Below are 18,259 nucleotides of genomic sequence, written 5' to 3' on the forward strand. Positions count from 1 at the left end.
ACAAACAGAGGATATTGTCAGGTGATACAGTGAAAAAATTGGTGAGGCGTGTGAAGTTTGTTGATTACGGAAGGTTTGGACTTTCCGGGTATTCGCTTCGTGTGAGGGAGCGGAGTGCAGGAATTTTAAAAAAGTTGAAGAAGAAAAAGTAAATCCCGGAGCAGCTCCGGGATTTTTGTGTTCTGTGATCAGCTTAGTTGAGCTGCGATTTTCGCTTTAGTCGCAGGCCCGTATATACCATCGGCGGTTAAACCGTTAACAGACTGAAAACGGGCAACCGCGTCAGCTGTTTTCGGTCCGTAAATGCCGTCAATTCCGTTGTTGACAGCTCCTTTATCAGGGTAAAAATAGAGAGCGGCCAGTGCTCTTTGCACCTGAAAGACGTGTTCTCCTGAGGTAAATGGTGTTGTCAATTGAATGATGCCATCTGGAAGCGGATAGAGCTCGGGTTCTGCAGTGTACGACGGAGCACTGACAATTAACACTTGACCGACCTGAATAAAATTCGGATCTTCGATATTGTTCCACTCTTGCAGCTGAGCTACAGTAACACCGAACATTCTCGCTATAGATGTAAGCGTGTCACCTTGTTTCACGACGTAAGTTTGGCTGCCGCCTCCCCCAATCCCTGCTTTAAACGTATCCCACGTATCCAACAGCTTGCGGGGACATTCCTTGCCAGACCAATACTTATGGGGTACAACGTTAGCAAGGCTGATATCGTGCTCAGCCATCAATGTTTTGATCAGCCACTGGGCATTTGCTGTAGCTTGCGCAAAATCCCCATCGACATTTTCACAAATTTCAATCCCGATCGAAGCCCGGTTGCCGCTGCCGTTTCCGTCTCCCGCATGCCAGCCGTTTTCATTTAAAGGCAGATGCTGATAAATTTCTGTATCATCAACAGTAAAATGCCAGCTTGTTGTGGTATCAGGATTTTTCAAATAGCGGGCATGAGCCTCAGCATCCGCTCCGACTGCGGTGTTTGCTGTATTGTGCACTGTAATGTAAAGAGGTGTCATTGCGTAGCCTGGTCGGTTATTTGCACCGACTGGGATAAAGTCTTGAATAATGTTAACCATTTTCATCTCTCCTTATTTCGTCAAATTATTTTCCTTTAACAAGTCACGCTGTTTTTTCCCTTTTTCTGTTACATAATTGTTTTTAAACCAAGCGGCAAGTGTCGTTCCAATTGTGAAAATGACAGATCCGGCCGAATAAAGAGCGTCAGCAAGCTGATTGACCTGCTCCTCCTGAATGTCCAATGGTGATTTGCCAAGCATCATCATGGTCTGGTTGATTAATGCAACCAAAAGAAGCACCGTCCTGATGACCGTGCCTTTGTCATACGTTTTCATGAAAATCCCCCTTTAATGCTGCAGCAGGTTGTACATAATGGCGATCGCTCCGCCAATGATCCCTGTGCACACTGCTGTAATGATGGCACCTGTGATGGTGCGTTTAATCCATGTTGTATTTTCTTCAATTTTGTTTAATTTTTCGTTCAGCGTCATGATTTGCTGATCTTGCCGGTCCGATGACCTCTCTAGAACACTGACTCGCTGCTCAAGCGTTTTTTGTTCTGTTTTTATTTCTGTTATCTCTTTTTCAAGTGAATTCATGTCAGGTACCTCAGACAATTCTGACATATAAACTACCTCCTTACTTCTTTCATACATTCACCTCCTTTGAGGCAAAATAAAAAAGCCTTTTAGTTGGCTTTCATCGTTTCCTCATATGTTTGACCTGTTATTTCTTTATATTGATCATGTGTCACGTATTCAGCAGCAACACCTTGCTTTAAATCATCAATTGAACAGTCATTGTACGTCATTGCGTCCTTTATCATCGATGTTGTAGCCCATTTATAAAACAGGGCATATACCCAGAAATTAAGATTCACTTGTCATCCCTCCCTTTAAACTCAGTATATCTAATTTCAAAATCGCCATTTGTTCACCTAAAGATTGATTCCAAGCCTCCGCTTCTTTCCTTGCCAACACTTCCTCAGTCAGTTGTATACCTAAAGTATTTTGAGCCTTCTCGGCTTGTTTTCTTGCAAGTTTTTCGTCTGCTAGTTGTTGACCCAGTGTTACGAGTTGCTCCATGATAGGATTTGGCTCAAGTTCATCCTGATATTTGTTTTTTTGAAAATCCTTATATTCTTGATCAGCAGATTCATTCCATACATTATTCGCCTTATCAAACTGTGGCCTCCATAAGCCATCAGGAGGCTTTACTGTCGTTGAGTTATCCGGCATCTGACTTTGAGGACTGGATAAAATTTTTGGTCTTAAAAAATAGAAATTATCATCATACAAAAAAACTTGCACATTCTCCCCTCCCTATAGAGTAAAATTATTATCTAGAGAAACTCCAGAAATGTTTGCCTCAATGTTGGCATGTTTTCCAACCAATCTTAATTCACCGTTTGTTTCAGCAATATATTTTGATGTGCCAGTCGTTCCAAATAGAGTTGCAGCCATCGATTTTTGTGTTGAAGGACGGGCTTCAGCTGGAAGTATAGCAAAAACACTATTGAAGTCTGGCGAAACTACTTCACCTCGAGTAAATACCTGGTTGCCCCATACAGCATACTGTGGTTTTCTTCCGCCTACCTTATTTCCATTAATGAGTGTTAAGTCATACCAAGTCATTGAATTTAAATCAACTGGAGTGATAAGACGCTTCCAACCCTGCCATCCCCCAGTATTTCCATCCCAATAATTTGTAAAAAAATTATTTCTGTAATCTGTAGCATGTACCCATCCAAACATACCTTTACCATCCGTTGAAAGACTTGTCAGATGAAATACCCCTCTAATAGAGTATGGTGAAGGGGAATTAATAGCCTTTCCATGCGAATAGAAAGTCCCCATAGATCGTCCCTGATCAACTATTTTTTGAAGTATATCCTCTCCTTCATTAGCTGCAATTGTTACTCCACCATGATCAGCTGTTATTTTAGTAAGTTGTGCTCCATTCCACTTTGATCTTTCTGATGAAGTAATATGAAGAATCGAATCTTTAGCGTGATCATTTACTTTTGTTTGTGCTCCTGTTGTAGACTCAATAGGGTACCAATTGATTGCAGTATGATTCGCATTATAGTAGAACCACCATGCGTCTCCAGAGGTATCTACAGCATAACCGATTCCAATCCCTGGTTGACCTACCAATTGCATACCTCTCAGACTTCCTTCAGAAGGGTTATCAGTAACTGCATTTGTCCCATAGAAAGACACAGATCCTAAATCTTTTAAGGCTTCATAAAATGAGCCAGAAGTTAGATTGATTTTTTGCGTACCATTGTCGGCTGTTATTTTGAATAGTTGTGAATTATTCCACTTAGTACGCTCATCTGATGTAATGTGGCGGGTTGAATCAATCGTATGTGAATTAAATTCAGCTTTTGCAGCTTGCTGTACATTATCTACATTGCCAAGCCCGACTTGCTCCTTCGTGACTTGGTTTGGATTATCTCTTCTTGCAGCCAGTTCATCAGTATATGCTTTTGCATTCCTCTCAGCTGTATCAGCCTTACTTTGAGAACCAGCTGGTGTTTCTTTTGCATTCCAATTTGATCGCTCTGTAGACGTGATATGCCGGGTTGAATCATTATTATGTTCATTAAATTCCGTCTTTGAAGCCTGCTGCACATTATCCACGTTCCCCAGCCCGACTTGCGCCTTTGTTGTGTTGTGGGGGTTGTTCATGTCGTTTTTGTGGGCAGCCAAGTCTGTGTGGGCGTCTTTTATTCCTTTTTCCCAGCGGTTGACGTCGTCTTCGTTGATCGGGTCGTCGGGGAGCCAGTCTGTTTTTTCTTCATATGCCATGTTTACACCACCTCAAAGGTAAATCTGAAATCGAGTGTTCTGTTTTCGCTGACGTCCAGGTCTGTTTTTCTTTCTGTAATGATGTTGCCCAGCTCGTCAAAAATTTGTACCGTTTCGATATGCTTGATGTCTTCCTCACGTTTTGTCAGAACGGTGACTGTCGCTCCGTCAATGGCGAGTTCCACTATTTCTGTTTCTTGGCCGTTGAGCAGTACGTGATGAATCCTGCTTTTCAGATCGGCAGCTGTGCGTTCTCTGTATATGGTTGAAATCAAGGTAAAACCACCTCATTGTTGTTAAGAGTGACAGAATAACCGACCTTAAGCTCACTGGCTGTTCGGTATCTGCGGTGATTCAGGATCACTGTATCTTTGATTTGAAGCGTCTCATTTAATCCGCCTCTGAGCGTATACGCCAAATGAGCGGGCTTCATGTTTTCTATGGCTTCAATCAGCTCATTCATGTGCTGAAGGTCATCAACATTGATATCCACGTTAAAGCGGTATTCGCCGGGAAGCAGGCGGACTTGTGCAGACGGGTTTTTCAAGAAACGGTTCACCGCCTGCTCAATGGCCCTGTAGGTGATTGGCGGGATGTTCGACATTTTGGAAATGAGCCGCAATCGTCTGATCTCATCGGTGTCGCCTGATTCCCGCGGCACATTTAAAATCTTTTCCCAGCGGCTGAGCCCCCATGTCGCTGTCGGCACGAATAACTGATCCGTCAGATCAAATATGCTGTTATTCTGTTTATCAAACTCAGGCGCTTCCGCTTTCAGCAGCTCAGCCATTTCTTTAAGGCTGGTGAGAAACGGGGGCAGATACGCTGTCATGTCATCTAGTTTGCTCAATGATTTTCACCTGCCCAAGCTTCGGAATTTCCACGTCGCTCAGCACCAGATTTTCAGAGGTGCCATTGATTTTAATATTGGAATAATCACTGACGGACGGTGAATTATAGACGATATTGTTAATTTGCGATAGGCGGATGACGTTGTCTTCGAACGCCATTTTCTTAAAGAGATTTAAAACGCCTTCTTCAATTTCTGACCTCACCTCATCAATTGTGTGATTGATCTCAGGCAGCACTTCGGCCGAAATCTCAACTTCCTTCCAGACCGCGCTTTCCACTGTAACTACGGCTCCGATTGGCGCCTGCCCCTCCCCTTGTCCTGGTTCAGGGTCGATATAATCTTTCACTTTTTGAATTAAGATATCGGAAGCCGGCTCAAGATTAGCATTCGTGACGACAATTTTGACCGTGCCGTCCCCGTTCCAAAGCGGGAAGATCTTTGCTTTTCCAACACCGTCCACTTCTTCAGCCCACTCTTTATAATGCATTTTATTGGCACTGACAGCCTCACGGCGAACCCTTGTAAAATACCGTTCTCGTAAGCTGTCATCTCCTTCTTCCTCGCGCCCTGGAATCAGGATTTCTTTGACAATGGCTGTTTCTAAACCGGGAATGGTATCCAGTGACAGTAAATTGCGTCCGGTCAGATTGGCGTTTCCTGCTTCACCAGGTGTTTCACAGATGAGCGTCCCGTCTGCCGTATATTGAAAATAAAGATTATCCACATAGAAGCGGGAGCCCGCGGGAATGGGAACTCCAGACGTAAACTCTCCCGCTCTGACAGCCTTTGTCGCGGCAGTTCTTTCAATTCCCGCTTCCGCTGCACGCCTGTCTAAAAATTCGCCTTGCGCGGTATCAGAAAAGACTAGCTCAAGCACAGTATCCAGCCATATATAAGATTTCGCAAGCTCGGCCGCCGCCGGAGCTAACGCATTATAAATGACGCTGCCTTCTCTTGTGTCAATATCTGCGGGGATGCTGTTCAGCATACGCTCCATAATATCTTCAAAGGTTTGATCTTCAAACATCTTCGCCAATCACCTCCTCAATCTCAAGCGTCCCTTCATCTGTCTCTACCACAAAAGAAACATGAAACGCATCGCCTTGTTTTTCTATCTCAAAGTCTGTTACGGCAGATATCCGGTCGTCATAAACCAGCGCCTCTTCTATCAGCCTCGGAATCTCCATTTTTTTGTAGGCATCAGACGTCTCGTGATCTGTAAGCACGTCCTGAAGCTCATTTCCGACATTATGGCTGTATACAGAATACGCATAGCGTTCTGTTTGTAAGGCGATATACACGAACTGTCTGATCGCTTCAAGCCCGGTAATCAGTTCTTTTGTAATTCTTCCGTTTTCAAAATCTATTTTGTACGTTTGCGAGGTTTCAATGACTTCACTGTCATCTTCAAAATCCTCAAACTCCACTTCTGGTGTCAGGGCCATGGTGCCCACTCCTTTATGACAAGCTAAATAAAAACCCCTTCGTGCTGAAGCGGTTTGTCTATACTTTATCTAAAACAAAAAACGATTGACCGCCAGTCAGAGCCGCGGTCATGACGCGATCCCCCGGCTCGAGTGCATCGTCTCCTCCAGACTGCATCCGTTTTGGGATGATGATGGCGTCAGCCGGTATGATCAGTTTGCTGCTTTCTTTTAATTTGATTTCCACAGGAGAAACCGAAACGACTTCAGCCGGGAGCAGTTCCACCGGAGACTCAGCGTCAACTGCGCCGACGGCCAAATGTTTAATCGCCTCACTCAATCTCATCAGGAAACTCCTTCCGGCATGGTGTTCTTTTCGACTACATCAATGGTCATCGTATGTTTCGTTCCTTTAAACTCGTGCCGGTCCGTATCTACCCAATAGGTTTTCTTGATTCCGGCCTCCGGAATGGAAATATAGACAGGCAAGCCGCTCTGCACTTCCGGAATGCCGACTGCCTGAATATTTTTCAGTTCTTTTTTCACGCCCTTTTTTTCAGCAAGGCGCACATCTGCCCGCTGCTGAAGCTGAGCCTGGTTGATGTCATCTGTGACCGTTTCCGTATATTGAAGCACACCGTATTTGTTTAAGCCTGAACTGTCCTTGGCAGACGCTTTATACGTCTTATTGTCCTTCTGCCGGCGAAGCACCACCCGTGTTGCAGTGTCGTTTATGGAAGTGCTGTATTGGTATCCCGTGATATTGACACCCGTTTCCAGCACCCATACTTCCGACGGATCTGGCCAAGCGCGCAGACCGAGCTTTCCTTTTTCCGAATACAGCTGATAATGTCGTCCTGTCTGGCTTTTCGTCTGTTTCAATGCTTTTAAGATGATGTCATACAGGGTCGTATCATTTTTTATGACAAGGCTTTTGATTGTATGGCCTGTGTTCGCAATCGAGGCTGTCGGTATTTGAAAATCATTGGCAATCCTCCTGATCATCTGATCAGCACGCTGGTTGGAAAACACGTACACATCCTGGTTTTTCACCAGATACTGGAGCATATCATACGCGCTGAAAGCAAGCGTATGCTCGTCCGGCGTTCTTGCAAAAACAATGCCCCGAAAAAGCTCTTTTCCCTTCCACTTAAACAAGACTGTATCACCTTCTGTGACGCTGTAATACGTCTGGTCGCCCTGTTTGATGACAATGGTCGCTTCAATGGAGCGCGGCGCCTGATAACGATGGCCTTCCAGCGATACGCTTTCTGCTACCAGCTCAAGCCACTCTGTGTCTTTAATGACAAACAGTTCTATCATCATACATCACCTGTTTCATTGCGGTATCTTTAATTTTTGGCCGGGAAAAATCCAGTGGCCCGGCTGCCTGATGTTTCGTTTGCTTCGTTTGATCATTGCTGTTTTATTGGCGTTCCAAATTTTACGCCACTGCGTGCTGTTCCCGTAAAACCTGCCGGCAATATCCCACAGCGTATCTCCCTTTTTCACTGTATAGGTTTTCGGAGAAGCCTTCGACGGACGTTTTGCCTTTGTTTTTTTCTTCTGCTTGATTTTTCGGGGGGAAGCGGTTTTGTATTCTTTTAATTGAATATCAAACGAGCGATCACCGATATCCTGCTGACCTTCGCTATAGGAAAAACCTTCAATGCTGCAAGTCAGATTCACTTTAGTTCCCGTAATCAAAAACTGGACCGGTTTTTTGGCCTTCATCCATTTTTCAATTTTTGTTATCGCATTTTCCGGCGACGGGAAGTTTTGATATTCTGCTATCGGACTGTATTTCTTCGGAAAAAACGAAGAGAACGAAATTTCTTTCGCTCCCTGTTCGTCAATAAATGTAAGGTCACCAAACTTGGCTACTTTAACCGTCTCATTCTGAACCGTATTTGAAATATTCAGCTGGTCGGGAAGAACGGGGAGCCGCAGCTTGTCCTTCCCTTGTGAAATCCAAAATTCATATATGGATTTAGTCAAATGCAACGACTCCCTTCGTTCCAATATTGATATCCTTTTGCAGCTCGTCTACAAGCGCCTGCTTGATTTTCGCCGCAAGGGTTTCGGCGTCTTGTCCATTATGGAAGTGCTGGTCACCGTTAAATTGAATATAAATCTCTTTTGATCCGGAAACCGCTGCCGTTGGCCGGCTAGCTGAAGTAACAGCGGAAACTTGTCCTGATGAAAGCTCAGACTGCTGGGATTGAGACGGATCTGTCACTTCCATACCAAGAGCCTGTGCCGCTCTCTGAAGGAGGTAGCGGCCACGTATGCCCCGCTCCTCCGGAATGATCCATTCCCGCTTGTTTCCTTCACCGACACGGGCGATTTGCTCTTTTGTGATCAGTCCGCCGTTGGCATATCCAACATACGGTCCGCCATGATTCATGCTTTTTATGCCTGGCACGTTATTGATTGAACCATATCTGCTTTTAATATAGCCGATCGCCGCAGCCGCGTTGTGAATCGGGTTTTTAATGTTACCCATGCCCGGTGCTTTATGATCATTAAAGGTGCTTGGGATTGTCTGCATGAGCCCTTGTGATGGATGCCCCGCTTTTGCGTTGCTGTCCCACAGGTTGATTGCGTTCGGATTGCCACCGGATTCATGCTGCGCAATTGTCATAAGTCCCGGAAGCCAGCTCATCGGTGTCTTTGTGGCCATGAGAGCGGCCATAATCCACTGTTTCACATTACCGCTCATCGCGCCCATTCCTGAATAGGCCGCCGCCAGTGATCCAGCTTGTTTTTCAGCATATTTCTTTACATCTACTGATCCAAGACCTTTGACAACACCGATTGAAGCAAAACGCCCTAAGCTCATCATGACGCGGGAAGGTGAATGGATATCTAATTCCTCACGGAAAGCCTGCTCCACTCTCTTCGCCATATCCTTTGCTGCTTGCTTCACTTCACTGGATTTAGAATTCATGCCTGTCACAAAGTTTCCAACCAAGCCAGAACCCCAGCTATTCGATGTGTCTTTTGAACGCAGGAACGGTTTGTCAACATGTGTGCTCACATACTGTGCCGTCCCTGTTTGGGTTGAGTTTTGTCCTTGGGCAAAGCCTTTGACCGTTCCTATGCCCCATGAGGACGACTTGTTTACAGTAGCTTGGAACGGTGTTTTGACTTTTGATTGCAAAAAGCCGTCTGTTTCGGTTGCAGTACCGTTTTGCCCCTTGGCATACCCGCTCACCATTTGTTTTCCGTAATTTGGTGAAACAGAAATCATTTGTGTAAATGGCGTATTGATGTTTTTCTTTTTCCAGTCTTCCATTTTGACCGGCTGATTGCTGATGCCTTTATCAAAGCCTTCTGAAAATTGCTGTCCTAGGTCTGAAGCTTGGCTGTTAAAACTAGATGCGTTAATAGACGGTGAAACTGAAGCAGAGTGACTGTTAACAGTGTTTAAAGCTGTCCCACCTGAAAGTGTGGAAGCCGATGCCATATCTTCGACCACACGCATGCCCAGTTTAGAAGCGGCTTGCGCTAACAGCATTTTACCGCGACCGCGGTTGTTGTCGACTGGAATGACAAATTCCTTACCTGCTTCACCGATCCAGGAGATAGTCGGTTTGGTAATAAAACCACCTGTGGCGTTTTTATCAGCTTTCATTCCAAAGTCTCTATGAGCCTTCTCTCGTCCTTTTTGAAAATGATCTACCTTTTCTTTAACCCAAGACGTCACTCCACCGCCCACTTTTTGAGCAGTTTTTACTACTTTCCCGCCTGCAGACTTTACTGCATCCCAAGAATCTCCTAATATATTTTTTCCCCACTCTTTTACTGAATCCCATTTTTTAGACCACCAGTCTTTATTAAATAGGCTGTCTTCAAGTGTGGATTTAAACTTTTTCCAAAGCGACTTTGTATTTTCCCATTTTTCTTTTGTCCAGCTTTTGACACCTTCCCATTTACCGGACCACCAGTCTTTATTGAAGACTGTTTCTTTTACTTTTGACTTAATTGATTCCCAAACAGAAACGGCACCGTTCCATTTTTCTTGAGCCCAGCTCTTTACGCCTTCCCATTTACCAGACCACCAATCTTTATTAAAGACTGTTTCTTTTACTTTTGATTTAACAGAGGTCCATACGGAGGAGGCTTGATTCCACTTTTCCTGTGTCCAGCCTTTTACAGATTCCCATTTTCCGCCCCACCAATCACTATTGAAAAGCGTAGACTCTAATGTACCGTATGCATAACCAGCTTTTTCAGCCCACCAATTGGAGTCAAAAAAAGTAGTAGAAGCTGTATCTTTTATATTAGTCCATGTATCATCAAGCCCTCCTAGAGTATCTCCTGCTGATGTTTTAACCCCTGTCCATTTTTCGTTCCACCAATCACCATTAAATAATGTATTTGAAATGTTCTCTTTGATTTGAGAAGTATCAAACATCTGACCAATGTTCTTACCTGCTTCTTCGCCGCCTATTCCGCCTACTAAACCGCCGCCTACTCCGCCGATAGCGCCTCCTATTACTGTACCTTCCGGACCTACGAAGGATCCAATCGCTGCACCTGCTTCTGCTCCTGCAGTTGCACCTGCTTCCGCTCCGGCAATGCGGCCACCGATTGAACCAACCTTTTCACCAGCATTATCTTTATTGATTCCAGCTAAATCGAACATTGCTAAAGCAGATCCTACGTATGGAACAGACTTTCCCATTCCTCTGAATGCTTTTCCTAGTTTGGAGGAATCCTTTCCTAGCGATTTTAAGCCTCCGAGCCAGTTCTTTAACTTCGAACCTGAAGTCCGAGGCGCACCTTCACCAGATGTGCCACTCTGGCGTCTTCTTATTACCTCTCCTGGAACCTTGAGTGTTCTGTTTGGAGCTTTTGTCGGGCTTTTCTTCTTTCTATATGTTTTTTTATTTTTAGTGCCTGGACCGTTACCGCCTCCTTCACAGCAGCAACAGCAACAATTTCCTCCTGTATTACGGTTAAGGACTTTATTATCTGTTTCGGAATTTTCACCAGAATCGCCCTTCTTTTGGGGTCCTAAAATTTTATCAATGATCTTATCAAACACATCATTTTTCAGCTTTTCTAACAATCTCTCTTTGAAACGATCTAAAAAAGCTTTCCCTATCCCTTTGAGCGTATCCTTAATCCATGGCCAAGCTGATTTTGACCACCAATCCTTCAGCCATCCTTTAATTTTCCCGACCCAGCCGGGTTTTTGGTCAGAACTTTTATCTGAGCCTTTATCAGAGGATTTGTCTGATTCTTTCTTAGTCTTTTCTTTGTTAATCGGACTTTCTTTTTTATTGATTTTGTCTGATACTTTTGTCTTAATAACGACTTTTACATAATATGTTTTTTCAAATTTCTTCAAAAGTGATGTTAATCGATTAACTGTTTTGGTGATTTCATCGATGACTTTTAATTTAACTGTGTAGCCGTTTTTTAAATTTTTCTTGATATATCCAATAATTTTTTTAACTGTTGACGTAACCTTGTCATCTGGAATCAAAAGGAATGATAGCTTTTGATTAGATAGCATCTTCTTTATTTTTTTATACGCAGCTCTTGTCCGGTCTACCAAAGATACAGTCAGCTTCGTTTCTTTCGGCATCCGTTTTAGTTTTTGTTCAATCGCTTCCAGCTTTGCAGTGGCTTGGTCATCAAGTACAACTTTGATTTCAAGTGATTTTGCAAATTTTAAAATGATGTAGTCGTTTATTTTTCTCAGACGGTAAAATGCCTGATCTTCAGCTCTGATACTGATTTTGATTTGTCGATTGATGGTCTTGACTTTTTTTTCGACCTCTTGGAATCCTTTATGTATCCGTTTTAGTTTTTTAGATACCTTGTCTTCGAGATCGAAACGGGCTGTTAATTTTGCGATATTAATTCCCTCCTCTCCTTGATTCTTTTTCTAATAGATCTAGCTTATATCCTATCAACCCAAATAAAAGAGCTTTAAAGTGTTTTGGTGCTTCATATAATTCAAGAAGCTGGGATGGCGAATAATGAAGCTCATGCATTGCATAATACAAATACACAGCTTCCTTATCACCATCCTTTACTAGTTTTTTGCTTCTTCTTCTAGATCTTCAAGATCATCCTCAAAACCATTGATTTCAATTGCTTTATTCAGCCAGTTCGCATACTCTCCCCCTACAGATAGTACACGTTTCGCAACTTCTACCGGATCCGCTGTTTTGTATGCTTCCCTTAAATCTTTTGAACGAAAATCAGGATATATAGTGGATTCGATAGCAATTCTCGCATAAAAGCGCTGGGAGTCTAAATCTTTAACACGGCCGCGGCCTTTCACATTTTTAAATGTGGTATTTTCTTTCTCCAATTCATCAATTCGTTCGGTTGTAATCGGTTTTAAAATAAACGGAATGACATTCCCTTTTTTATCAACAAAACGCTTTGAGATCGGCACTTTGATTTCCTCAGCTTCAATTGTTTTTCCCGGCATAAAAAAGGAAAGATCATATACGTTTTCGTTCTTCTCGCTCATGTAAAAAACTCCCTTGTCTTTTGATTGATTTCATCGTGTAAAAAACAGACCTTTCTCAGAAAGGTCTGCGTATGGCTTGTTCAGCTTTGATTAAAACGTGTCAGAAAGCTTTTCAGGCACGTCGAAGTCTTCGAATGTAAATGGAACTTCTTCCTCTAACGCTTCTGAATCGACATCAAGGCTTGCGATTTTGGCAGAGTCAAAGTTGACGTCGTACAGCGTGACTCGCTCTGTGCCCCGGCCGGAGGATTGATCATCCAAAACAGCTTGGAGTGTGAAGTATGGGTCGCTGCCTTTTTTGACATAGTCCATCATCAGGATCACGAATTTTGATGTGACTTTATAAAACGTTGCTGTTCCAGTTCCGTTTGCCCCTGTTGTTTTATGGCCTGTCATGCGGCGGCCCATAATGTTTACTTCAGACTTGTTTTTCTCGACGTTTGCTTCAAATGTTTTGATGTGCGCCATTTCTTCGCCATCAAGAAATAAGCGGCCTTCTTTACCTGAAATTGTGTTTTGAGCTTTTAATGCCATATTAGTTTACCTCCACATTAAAGTAGAATTTTTCTGCTGCGTCGACAGGCTGTACAGCCAGGTCAATCAAGAAGCCGTCACGGTCTTCATTCATTGAAATGGTGATATCTTCATCAGAATCAAAGCCAGTGATGCCGCCAGCATCCTGAAGAGTTGTCATGTATTGCGTGATCATCGTTTTCACATACTGAAGTCCGTCTTCAGACGCCGGAATATCGCTTCCGCTGCCTTTTCTTGATTTAATTAAGGCTTTCAGCTCGCGTGTTAAATCATTATTTACGGCGTCCAGGACACGGACGATTTTGTTTTTCGCAAATTTTTTGTTTTTCTCGGCTGTAAACGTGACGAGTGAGTTAATGTCTTTTTCTACGCTGACGGATTTATCGCGGGCGTCGAATGTGAATAAAAATTCGCCTTTGCCCAGACGTTCAACAATCGTATCGTGGTCAAGGCGGTGTAACACATCAACGGCGCCTTCGTACTCAACGAACGTCAGTGATTGGTTAAAGGTTGCTCCTGCGCTCGCTCCAGCTACCCAAGCCGTTGCTTTGTCCGGCGTAACTTCCGTGCCATCTTCGAGAAGCACACCTTCTGTTACGTTGATGATGCCTTCATAGTCACCCGCATAATTCGCTGTGACCCCTTGCACTTTTTGTCCTTGGCCGTCGCGCAGACGCTTAATGAAAGCAGCAAATGTCGCCTTCAGCTGATCACCTTCCGCAACAGGCAGCGCAATCACATCAAAATTCTCCGTTTCAGCTGCGGCTAAGAAATCTGTATAGTCGGAGTTGACAGGGGCTTTATCCGTACCGCCGGATAAACGGATTCCTGCAGATGCATTCAGAGATTCAGCTGCAGTCTCCCCTTCTGATCCAGTGAGCGGAATCGTCGAAGAAAGATCGCCTGTTCCGGTAAAGGTGACATAGCCGTTAGCTGTTAATTCTTCAGCTTTTTTGACGGTCTGTTTATCAACCTCTGACTCATCCATATACGTTGTCACATCGAAAGAAGCAGCATCCAGCACATTGGGGTTAATGCGGATGATAATGTCATTTCCTTTTGATCCGCCATATACAGCAGTCGCTTTGACACCTTCAGCAATATCAGCAGACGCTCGGACACCTTCGGTTAGACGGTACATTAATACCGTTTTCGCATTTTTCTTTGCTTCACGCAAAAGCAATAATGATGGATCATCAATGCTGAGGCCCACTTTTTTATTTAAATCTTCTACGCTGGAAATGGAGACAAACGTTTTCGCTTCCCCCCAGCTTGATGCAACCGGGAGTGCGACTGTTCCCCGTTCTCCGAGTGACACCCGCTCCTGCGCTGTCGTTTTAAAGTTAAAATAAATGCCTGCACGTTCTTTTTCTTTTCCTGTTGTAAATGTTCCGCCATTCATGATGACATGACCTCCTTGGTTAGAAATGTTTGAATCAATTGATTGGCTTCTGATTTCGTCATACGTGTTTGATCCACGCCAAATAAAGCCCCCTGAAGGATATCCGGCTTAACGCCGAACAGCTCCTTCGCGTGCTTAATCAAATCCGCTGTATCAAAAAGAGTTTCCCGGCTCTTTGTATGTACAGCCTTCTTCTGTTGTTTGTCCTTTGCCACCGCTTATTTCACCCCGCTGTTCATGTCGATATCCTGTAAGACAGGATGTTCTGTTTTGTGATAATAATACCGGCTGCTCCACCTGATCACCATGACCGCCTCGCCCCTGTCTCCTACCCTTGTCTCAATTCGGGTGATGCGGACCATATCCCCCGTTTTCTCACCTGATTCACTCAGCAGCGGAACCATACTTCTCACTTCTCTGATGGTATCCGCTAGCCTGTCCGCTTCATCAAGCGCCTGAACGGAGTCAACATGAAACAGCTTCACATTGAGACTATAGGTTTTTTTAAATGTGGAGACCGTATCTGTTTCCTCGAAAACAGATGGCGATGGGACGTATAACGACGGCACCTGAAACTGATCAGGCAGCTCACGTTCATAAATGGGAACAGACCACCGGCTGTACAAAAATGCCATGATCGATCCTGTTTCGCTGTTCATCCTGTTCCCTCCTTTATAGCTTCTTCAGCCACTGGCGCAATTTGTTTTCCAGCGATTTTTCAAACAGCTGTTCATATAAAAGAAGTGCATGATCCCAGTAGCTCGTGCCCGGGATCCATTTTCTCTTGAGCGCCATTCCCGTTGAAGCCGCGGGATCATAAATAAACCGCGAGCCTTGGAAATGCCCCGGCACCCATCTCACGTCTTCTTTTGAAGTCCAATGGCCGTCATTAAGAAATGAGGCGTGATCAAGCTGTGTACCCACCACAAGCGAAAGCCCGCCGCTTTGCACAATCCAGAGATTGTCCTCTGCGCCTTTCTCAAAGGAACTGAGCAGTTTTTCTGTATCAATCGTTTGTGTGCTGATGAGTTCAGATTGGACGATCTCCAGAAAATCTTGCCCGCACTCTTCAAGCCACTGGGACGCCTGACGCGAAAATCCGCCTGATGCCGCCTTTTTTAATGACGTGTTTAGCTGTTTCAGCCCCGCTATTTTCATAGGCTTTCATCCCTGACCGCGATGACTTCCCAATGATGATGCCTGATCCTTTTCGGCAGCTTTAGTATATATTTATGATTCTCCCAAATGATTTTATCGTTCACGCGGATGTCCGCTGACAACGGAAAATGGACGAGAAAGCTGTGATATACAGTTTGATCAGGCTCCTCCTGGATCAGCTGCTGCGTTTTTTCAGTAAAATAGCAAGGGACATCTTGTTCATCGGGTGTATCCGGATATGAAGTCACCGGCTGCAGCTTGTCCGCCGGAATCCCAAATCGGCCTGCAGACGGCGCTTGAGCTGCTTCATGATAAATGTCGCAGCGATGGATGAGCATCCGCTGATAGCTCATAAGGACCTCACCTTCAGTCTGGAGGACTCAGGGACGTAGCCCGGCGTAATAAACTCTTCGAGCAAATGATACACCACTGGCCGCTGAATGCCGCCTTCTCCGGAAACCGTGTAGGAATAATCCCCCATTTTTTCAGACTGATAGCTTGATGAGGCTGATTCATCGCTGTTCACAAGCGCAAAATACTGGGCTAACTTCAGCAAAGCCAATTTCGCCTTGTCGGGCAGCGGGTCATAAACGCTGTCTTCAAAGCGGTGGCCCGTGATGAGAGCCGCTTCCGCTTCCGCCTCGATGATATCCTGCGCCAGCAGTTCTTCCGGTCTGTTTTTTACTCGATCATAGACCGAATAGGAGGCTACGTCAGTCGGTTCAATGAGCATGAGCTGACCACCCCGTTTCTATTATTCTTTTACGTTAATTAATTTAGCGCAGGCATCCTCTTCCTCGAACTTGCTGTCCAGCTTGGCCGTTAAGACAATAATGAATTTACGTGAGCGAATGTCTTTGTCGACTTCAATTCGGATATTGCGGGAGAAGCCGAGAATGATATTTTTCGGATGGGTGAGAATGATATCGGAAGCGTCATATTGCGCGTCTCCCTCTCCGACTGTGTACGGCTGAATATTGGATACCCCTTTGACCGGTACGCCGAATGCTGTTGACAAGCCGCCCTGAACAGCCTGGTCCCCAAGGTTTGTCTGGCGGTCTGCCACGCGGTCCTTCCATTCAACTTCTAAGCCGTGCGACGTATAGAATCTGAATTCCTGAGGGATGCGCAAATATTTCGGCGGAACAGCCTTTAAGCCTTTCTTGAATGTCGCTCTGGACAGTTCTTCACCGTTCATGTCAACGATGTGGGACACCGCTTGTTTGCGGATGCCGTCCAGCTGTGCCAGATACGGATCAGCTGATGCTGTATCACCGTTTACAATCAGCTCTTCAATATCAACGGCTGCGCGCTCTGCTAAAATCTGCATGATCGTCTGCTGAAGGCCGTCTTTTTCAATATTGTTTTCGAGTGTGTCATACGTAATGTTGATTTCCGCAATGACTTCCTTCGTGTTCAGCTGGACAGTGCTTGTCGTTGGAACTGTCAGCTCGTCGTTTGACAGTGCTTTTCCTTCTTGTGCAGCCCGCAGAATACGCTGGCCGAAGCCGATTTTCTCAAATTTTTGCGAGTCGTTTTCCATTTGAATCACGCGGGATTCACTGAAAATGGTCGGCGTGTTTTGCACCATGCGGATAAAAGCCGATGCTTGCGCAGGGTTCATAAGTCCGCCGCTTTTTAAAGCAGAAAGCGACATTTCCGCTTTCCGAATGATCTCTTGATTTCTCAATTGATTTCCTCCTCTTTGACTGGTTTTACAGCAGTCCGCTCCAGATTGATTTTTTGACTTGCTCTGTATTGTTGCCCGCATCGTCCGCTGTCTGCTTAGACGCGCCTCGCGCTTTTTCCAAAGCTTCGATTCGTTCGATCAGCGGGGCAAGCATGTCCTCAACGAGCTTTTTCAGACGCTCGTCATCACCCGTCTGCTCCGGCTTTTCCTCCGTGTCTGTGTTTTTTTCAATCCGCTCAAGCCGTTTGAGCAGAGGGTAAAGCGCATGCTCGAATGATTCTTTCATGTCTTCTTTTCTCATTTCTTCAGTCTCCTTCCCTGTTTTGTCAGTCAGCATCTGCTTGAATACACTGAAGAATCCCGCTTTTTCAACCGGTTCTTCTTCATACACATCAGCAGTGCCCGCCATGCTGTAGCCGGTGATGATTCCAGCCTTGATCTGCTCCCACACCTCGTCAGACGCTCTTGTCACAAGCACCCACGACCCCTTTGTAATCCGTTTTGACCCGATCATAAAATCATCGGGCGCCACATATGACTCGACCACGACGCCGGTTCCGCCCTCAAAGCTGTGATTGATATCAATCTCCCTTGCCTCCGCGAGAAAGCCGTGCGCCGCTTTTTCAATTTCCTCAGCGGTCATATAATCGCCGTGGGCATCAGGAACATCAGGCTCATACACGATTCCGTACACGAGCTTTTGTTCATCCTGCTCACTTTTTGTAAACAGCCGAACCTTTTTTTCAAATGACGGAGGTCCGTCTGACTTCGTAAAGAAAAATTCTGTCTGATTAGCCGCCTTGTCTACATAACTGACAAAGCTGATTTTGGCATTTCTTAATTCCCGCGCCACCTGCTTGATT

Annotated in this window: 26 protein-coding genes; 1 reads left to right on the plus strand and 25 read right to left on the minus strand. The window is 44.8% G+C overall.

The features are described 5' to 3' along the window. Positions 1-14: 14 nt before the first annotated feature. Entirely contained in the window at positions 15-152 is a 138-nt protein-coding gene (gene spoIISC / locus BSI_RS22770; protein WP_119913750.1) for a three component toxin-antitoxin-antitoxin system antitoxin SpoIISC, read from the plus strand. 36 nt (positions 153-188) lie between these two features. On the opposite strand, the gene BSI_RS09825 is transcribed toward spoIISC, so the two are convergent. The 25 genes from BSI_RS09825 to BSI_RS09710 form a co-directional block, all read right to left on the minus strand. Beyond that, positions 189-1,082 (minus strand): N-acetylmuramoyl-L-alanine amidase, encoded by an 894-nt coding sequence (locus tag BSI_RS09825; RefSeq protein WP_003239098.1) that lies wholly within the window; start codon positions 1,080-1,082, stop codon positions 189-191. Positions 1,083-1,094: 12 nt separating this feature from the next. Further along, positions 1,095-1,358, minus strand: coding sequence for a phage holin (locus tag BSI_RS09820; RefSeq protein ID WP_003239099.1), 264 nt, complete (start codon positions 1,356-1,358; stop codon positions 1,095-1,097). Between the two features lie 12 nt (positions 1,359-1,370). Next, positions 1,371-1,622: a hemolysin XhlA family protein gene (locus tag BSI_RS09815; RefSeq protein ID WP_373695038.1), complete on the minus strand. Its 252-nt coding sequence runs from the start codon at positions 1,620-1,622 to the stop codon at positions 1,371-1,373. A gap of 89 nt (positions 1,623-1,711) precedes the next feature. Then, complete coding sequence (locus BSI_RS0121220) at positions 1,712-1,903, minus strand: XkdX family protein (protein ID WP_032732119.1); 192 nt, start codon at positions 1,901-1,903, stop codon at positions 1,712-1,714. Continuing rightward, entirely contained in the window at positions 1,893-2,333 is a 441-nt protein-coding gene (locus BSI_RS09810) for a YomQ N-terminal domain-containing protein (RefSeq protein ID WP_003239102.1), read from the minus strand. Before BSI_RS09810 ends, BSI_RS0121220 begins: the two co-directional genes overlap by 11 nt. A gap of 12 nt (positions 2,334-2,345) precedes the next feature. Continuing rightward, the gene (locus BSI_RS23390; protein WP_003239103.1) at positions 2,346-3,836 is read right to left on the minus strand and encodes an XkdV family phage structural protein; all 1,491 of its coding nucleotides are present in this window, start codon (positions 3,834-3,836) and stop codon (positions 2,346-2,348) included. A gap of 2 nt (positions 3,837-3,838) precedes the next feature. Next, positions 3,839-4,111 carry a hypothetical protein gene (locus BSI_RS09800; RefSeq protein WP_003239104.1) on the minus strand — a complete coding sequence of 91 codons (273 nt, stop codon included), beginning with the start codon at positions 4,109-4,111 and terminating at the stop codon, positions 3,839-3,841. After that, positions 4,108-4,686, minus strand: a complete 579-nt coding sequence (locus BSI_RS09795; RefSeq protein WP_003239106.1) for a YmfQ family protein — start codon at positions 4,684-4,686, stop codon at positions 4,108-4,110. Before BSI_RS09795 ends, BSI_RS09800 begins: the two co-directional genes overlap by 4 nt. Beyond that, complete coding sequence (locus tag BSI_RS09790; RefSeq protein WP_003239107.1) at positions 4,670-5,716, minus strand: baseplate J/gp47 family protein; 1,047 nt, start codon at positions 5,714-5,716, stop codon at positions 4,670-4,672. Before BSI_RS09790 ends, BSI_RS09795 begins: the two co-directional genes overlap by 17 nt. Then, complete coding sequence (locus BSI_RS09785; protein WP_003239108.1) at positions 5,709-6,134, minus strand: DUF2634 domain-containing protein; 426 nt, start codon at positions 6,132-6,134, stop codon at positions 5,709-5,711. Before BSI_RS09785 ends, BSI_RS09790 begins: the two co-directional genes overlap by 8 nt. A gap of 58 nt (positions 6,135-6,192) precedes the next feature. Next, positions 6,193-6,459: a DUF2577 family protein gene (locus tag BSI_RS09780; protein WP_003239109.1), complete on the minus strand. Its 267-nt coding sequence runs from the start codon at positions 6,457-6,459 to the stop codon at positions 6,193-6,195. Further along, on the minus strand, positions 6,459-7,436 hold the full coding sequence (locus BSI_RS09775; RefSeq protein WP_003239110.1) for an XkdQ/YqbQ family protein: 978 nt from the start codon (positions 7,434-7,436) through the stop codon (positions 6,459-6,461). The genes BSI_RS09780 and BSI_RS09775 overlap by 1 nt, the downstream gene beginning before the upstream one ends. Before the next feature lie 15 nt (positions 7,437-7,451). Next, entirely contained in the window at positions 7,452-8,111 is a 660-nt protein-coding gene (locus BSI_RS09770; protein ID WP_003239111.1) for a LysM peptidoglycan-binding domain-containing protein, read from the minus strand. Next, on the minus strand, positions 8,104-11,985 hold the full coding sequence (locus BSI_RS09765; RefSeq protein ID WP_032732121.1) for a transglycosylase SLT domain-containing protein: 3,882 nt from the start codon (positions 11,983-11,985) through the stop codon (positions 8,104-8,106). Before BSI_RS09765 ends, BSI_RS09770 begins: the two co-directional genes overlap by 8 nt. 1 nt (position 11,986) lies before the next feature. Next, positions 11,987-12,136, minus strand: coding sequence for a hypothetical protein (locus tag BSI_RS09760; RefSeq protein ID WP_003239113.1), 150 nt, complete (start codon positions 12,134-12,136; stop codon positions 11,987-11,989). A 29-nt stretch (positions 12,137-12,165) separates the two neighbouring features. Further along, a complete protein-coding gene (locus tag BSI_RS09755; protein ID WP_003232676.1) occupies positions 12,166-12,612 on the minus strand; it encodes a phage tail assembly chaperone in 447 nt (148 codons plus the stop codon). 90 nt (positions 12,613-12,702) lie between these two features. Further along, entirely contained in the window at positions 12,703-13,146 is a 444-nt protein-coding gene (locus BSI_RS09750) for a phage tail tube protein (RefSeq protein ID WP_003239114.1), read from the minus strand. A 1-nt stretch (position 13,147) separates the two neighbouring features. Further along, positions 13,148-14,548 carry a phage tail sheath family protein gene (locus tag BSI_RS09745; RefSeq protein WP_003239116.1) on the minus strand — a complete coding sequence of 467 codons (1,401 nt, stop codon included), beginning with the start codon at positions 14,546-14,548 and terminating at the stop codon, positions 13,148-13,150. Continuing rightward, the gene (locus BSI_RS09740) at positions 14,545-14,763 is read right to left on the minus strand and encodes a YqzN/YkzM domain-containing protein (protein WP_003239117.1); all 219 of its coding nucleotides are present in this window, start codon (positions 14,761-14,763) and stop codon (positions 14,545-14,547) included. Before BSI_RS09740 ends, BSI_RS09745 begins: the two co-directional genes overlap by 4 nt. Before the next feature lie 3 nt (positions 14,764-14,766). Beyond that, positions 14,767-15,207, minus strand: coding sequence for a hypothetical protein (locus BSI_RS09735; RefSeq protein WP_003239119.1), 441 nt, complete (start codon positions 15,205-15,207; stop codon positions 14,767-14,769). A 13-nt stretch (positions 15,208-15,220) separates the two neighbouring features. Continuing rightward, positions 15,221-15,706: an HK97 gp10 family phage protein gene (locus tag BSI_RS09730; protein WP_003239120.1), complete on the minus strand. Its 486-nt coding sequence runs from the start codon at positions 15,704-15,706 to the stop codon at positions 15,221-15,223. After that, the gene (locus BSI_RS09725) at positions 15,703-16,059 is read right to left on the minus strand and encodes a YqbH/XkdH family protein (RefSeq protein ID WP_003239122.1); all 357 of its coding nucleotides are present in this window, start codon (positions 16,057-16,059) and stop codon (positions 15,703-15,705) included. The genes BSI_RS09730 and BSI_RS09725 overlap by 4 nt, the downstream gene beginning before the upstream one ends. Continuing rightward, the gene (gene yqbG, locus BSI_RS09720) at positions 16,056-16,439 is read right to left on the minus strand and encodes a protein YqbG (RefSeq protein WP_003239123.1); all 384 of its coding nucleotides are present in this window, start codon (positions 16,437-16,439) and stop codon (positions 16,056-16,058) included. The genes BSI_RS09725 and yqbG overlap by 4 nt, the downstream gene beginning before the upstream one ends. A 21-nt stretch (positions 16,440-16,460) precedes the next feature. Then, complete coding sequence (locus BSI_RS09715) at positions 16,461-17,396, minus strand: phage major capsid protein (protein ID WP_003232690.1); 936 nt, start codon at positions 17,394-17,396, stop codon at positions 16,461-16,463. Between the two features lie 25 nt (positions 17,397-17,421). Beyond that, the gene (locus BSI_RS09710; RefSeq protein WP_003239124.1) at positions 17,422-18,249 is read right to left on the minus strand and encodes an XkdF-like putative serine protease domain-containing protein; all 828 of its coding nucleotides are present in this window, start codon (positions 18,247-18,249) and stop codon (positions 17,422-17,424) included. Positions 18,250-18,259 lie beyond the last annotated feature (10 nt).

Origin of the sequence: Bacillus inaquosorum KCTC 13429 (genome assembly GCF_000332645.1) — a bacterium.
Lineage (GTDB): Bacteria > Bacillota > Bacilli > Bacillales > Bacillaceae > Bacillus > Bacillus inaquosorum.

Excerpts from the sequence above, each read along its gene's own strand:
- BSI_RS09745 (WP_003239116.1), bottom strand. The coding sequence starts at position 14,548 with ATGAATGGCGGAACATTTACAACAGGAAAAGAAAAAGAACGTGCAGGC.
- BSI_RS09790 (WP_003239107.1), bottom strand. The coding sequence starts at position 5,716 with ATGTTTGAAGATCAAACCTTTGAAGATATTATGGAGCGTATGCTGAAC.
- BSI_RS09785 (WP_003239108.1), bottom strand. The coding sequence starts at position 6,134 with ATGGCCCTGACACCAGAAGTGGAGTTTGAGGATTTTGAAGATGACAGT.
- BSI_RS09825 (WP_003239098.1), bottom strand. The coding sequence starts at position 1,082 with ATGGTTAACATTATTCAAGACTTTATCCCAGTCGGTGCAAATAACCGA.
- BSI_RS09780 (WP_003239109.1), bottom strand. The coding sequence starts at position 6,459 with ATGAGATTGAGTGAGGCGATTAAACATTTGGCCGTCGGCGCAGTTGAC.
- BSI_RS09750 (WP_003239114.1), bottom strand. The coding sequence starts at position 13,146 with ATGGCATTAAAAGCTCAAAACACAATTTCAGGTAAAGAAGGCCGCTTA.
- BSI_RS09725 (WP_003239122.1), bottom strand. The coding sequence starts at position 16,059 with ATGAGCTATCAGCGGATGCTCATCCATCGCTGCGACATTTATCATGAA.
- BSI_RS09755 (WP_003232676.1), bottom strand. The coding sequence starts at position 12,612 with ATGAGCGAGAAGAACGAAAACGTATATGATCTTTCCTTTTTTATGCCG.
- BSI_RS09820 (WP_003239099.1), bottom strand. The coding sequence starts at position 1,358 with ATGAAAACGTATGACAAAGGCACGGTCATCAGGACGGTGCTTCTTTTG.
- BSI_RS09775 (WP_003239110.1), bottom strand. The coding sequence starts at position 7,436 with ATGATAGAACTGTTTGTCATTAAAGACACAGAGTGGCTTGAGCTGGTA.
- BSI_RS09730 (WP_003239120.1), bottom strand. The coding sequence starts at position 15,706 with ATGAAAATAGCGGGGCTGAAACAGCTAAACACGTCATTAAAAAAGGCG.
- yqbG (WP_003239123.1), bottom strand. The coding sequence starts at position 16,439 with ATGCTCATTGAACCGACTGACGTAGCCTCCTATTCGGTCTATGATCGA.
- BSI_RS09735 (WP_003239119.1), bottom strand. The coding sequence starts at position 15,207 with ATGAACAGCGAAACAGGATCGATCATGGCATTTTTGTACAGCCGGTGG.
- BSI_RS23390 (WP_003239103.1), bottom strand. The coding sequence starts at position 3,836 with ATGGCATATGAAGAAAAAACAGACTGGCTCCCCGACGACCCGATCAAC.
- BSI_RS09815 (WP_373695038.1), bottom strand. The coding sequence starts at position 1,622 with ATGAATTCACTTGAAAAAGAGATAACAGAAATAAAAACAGAACAAAAA.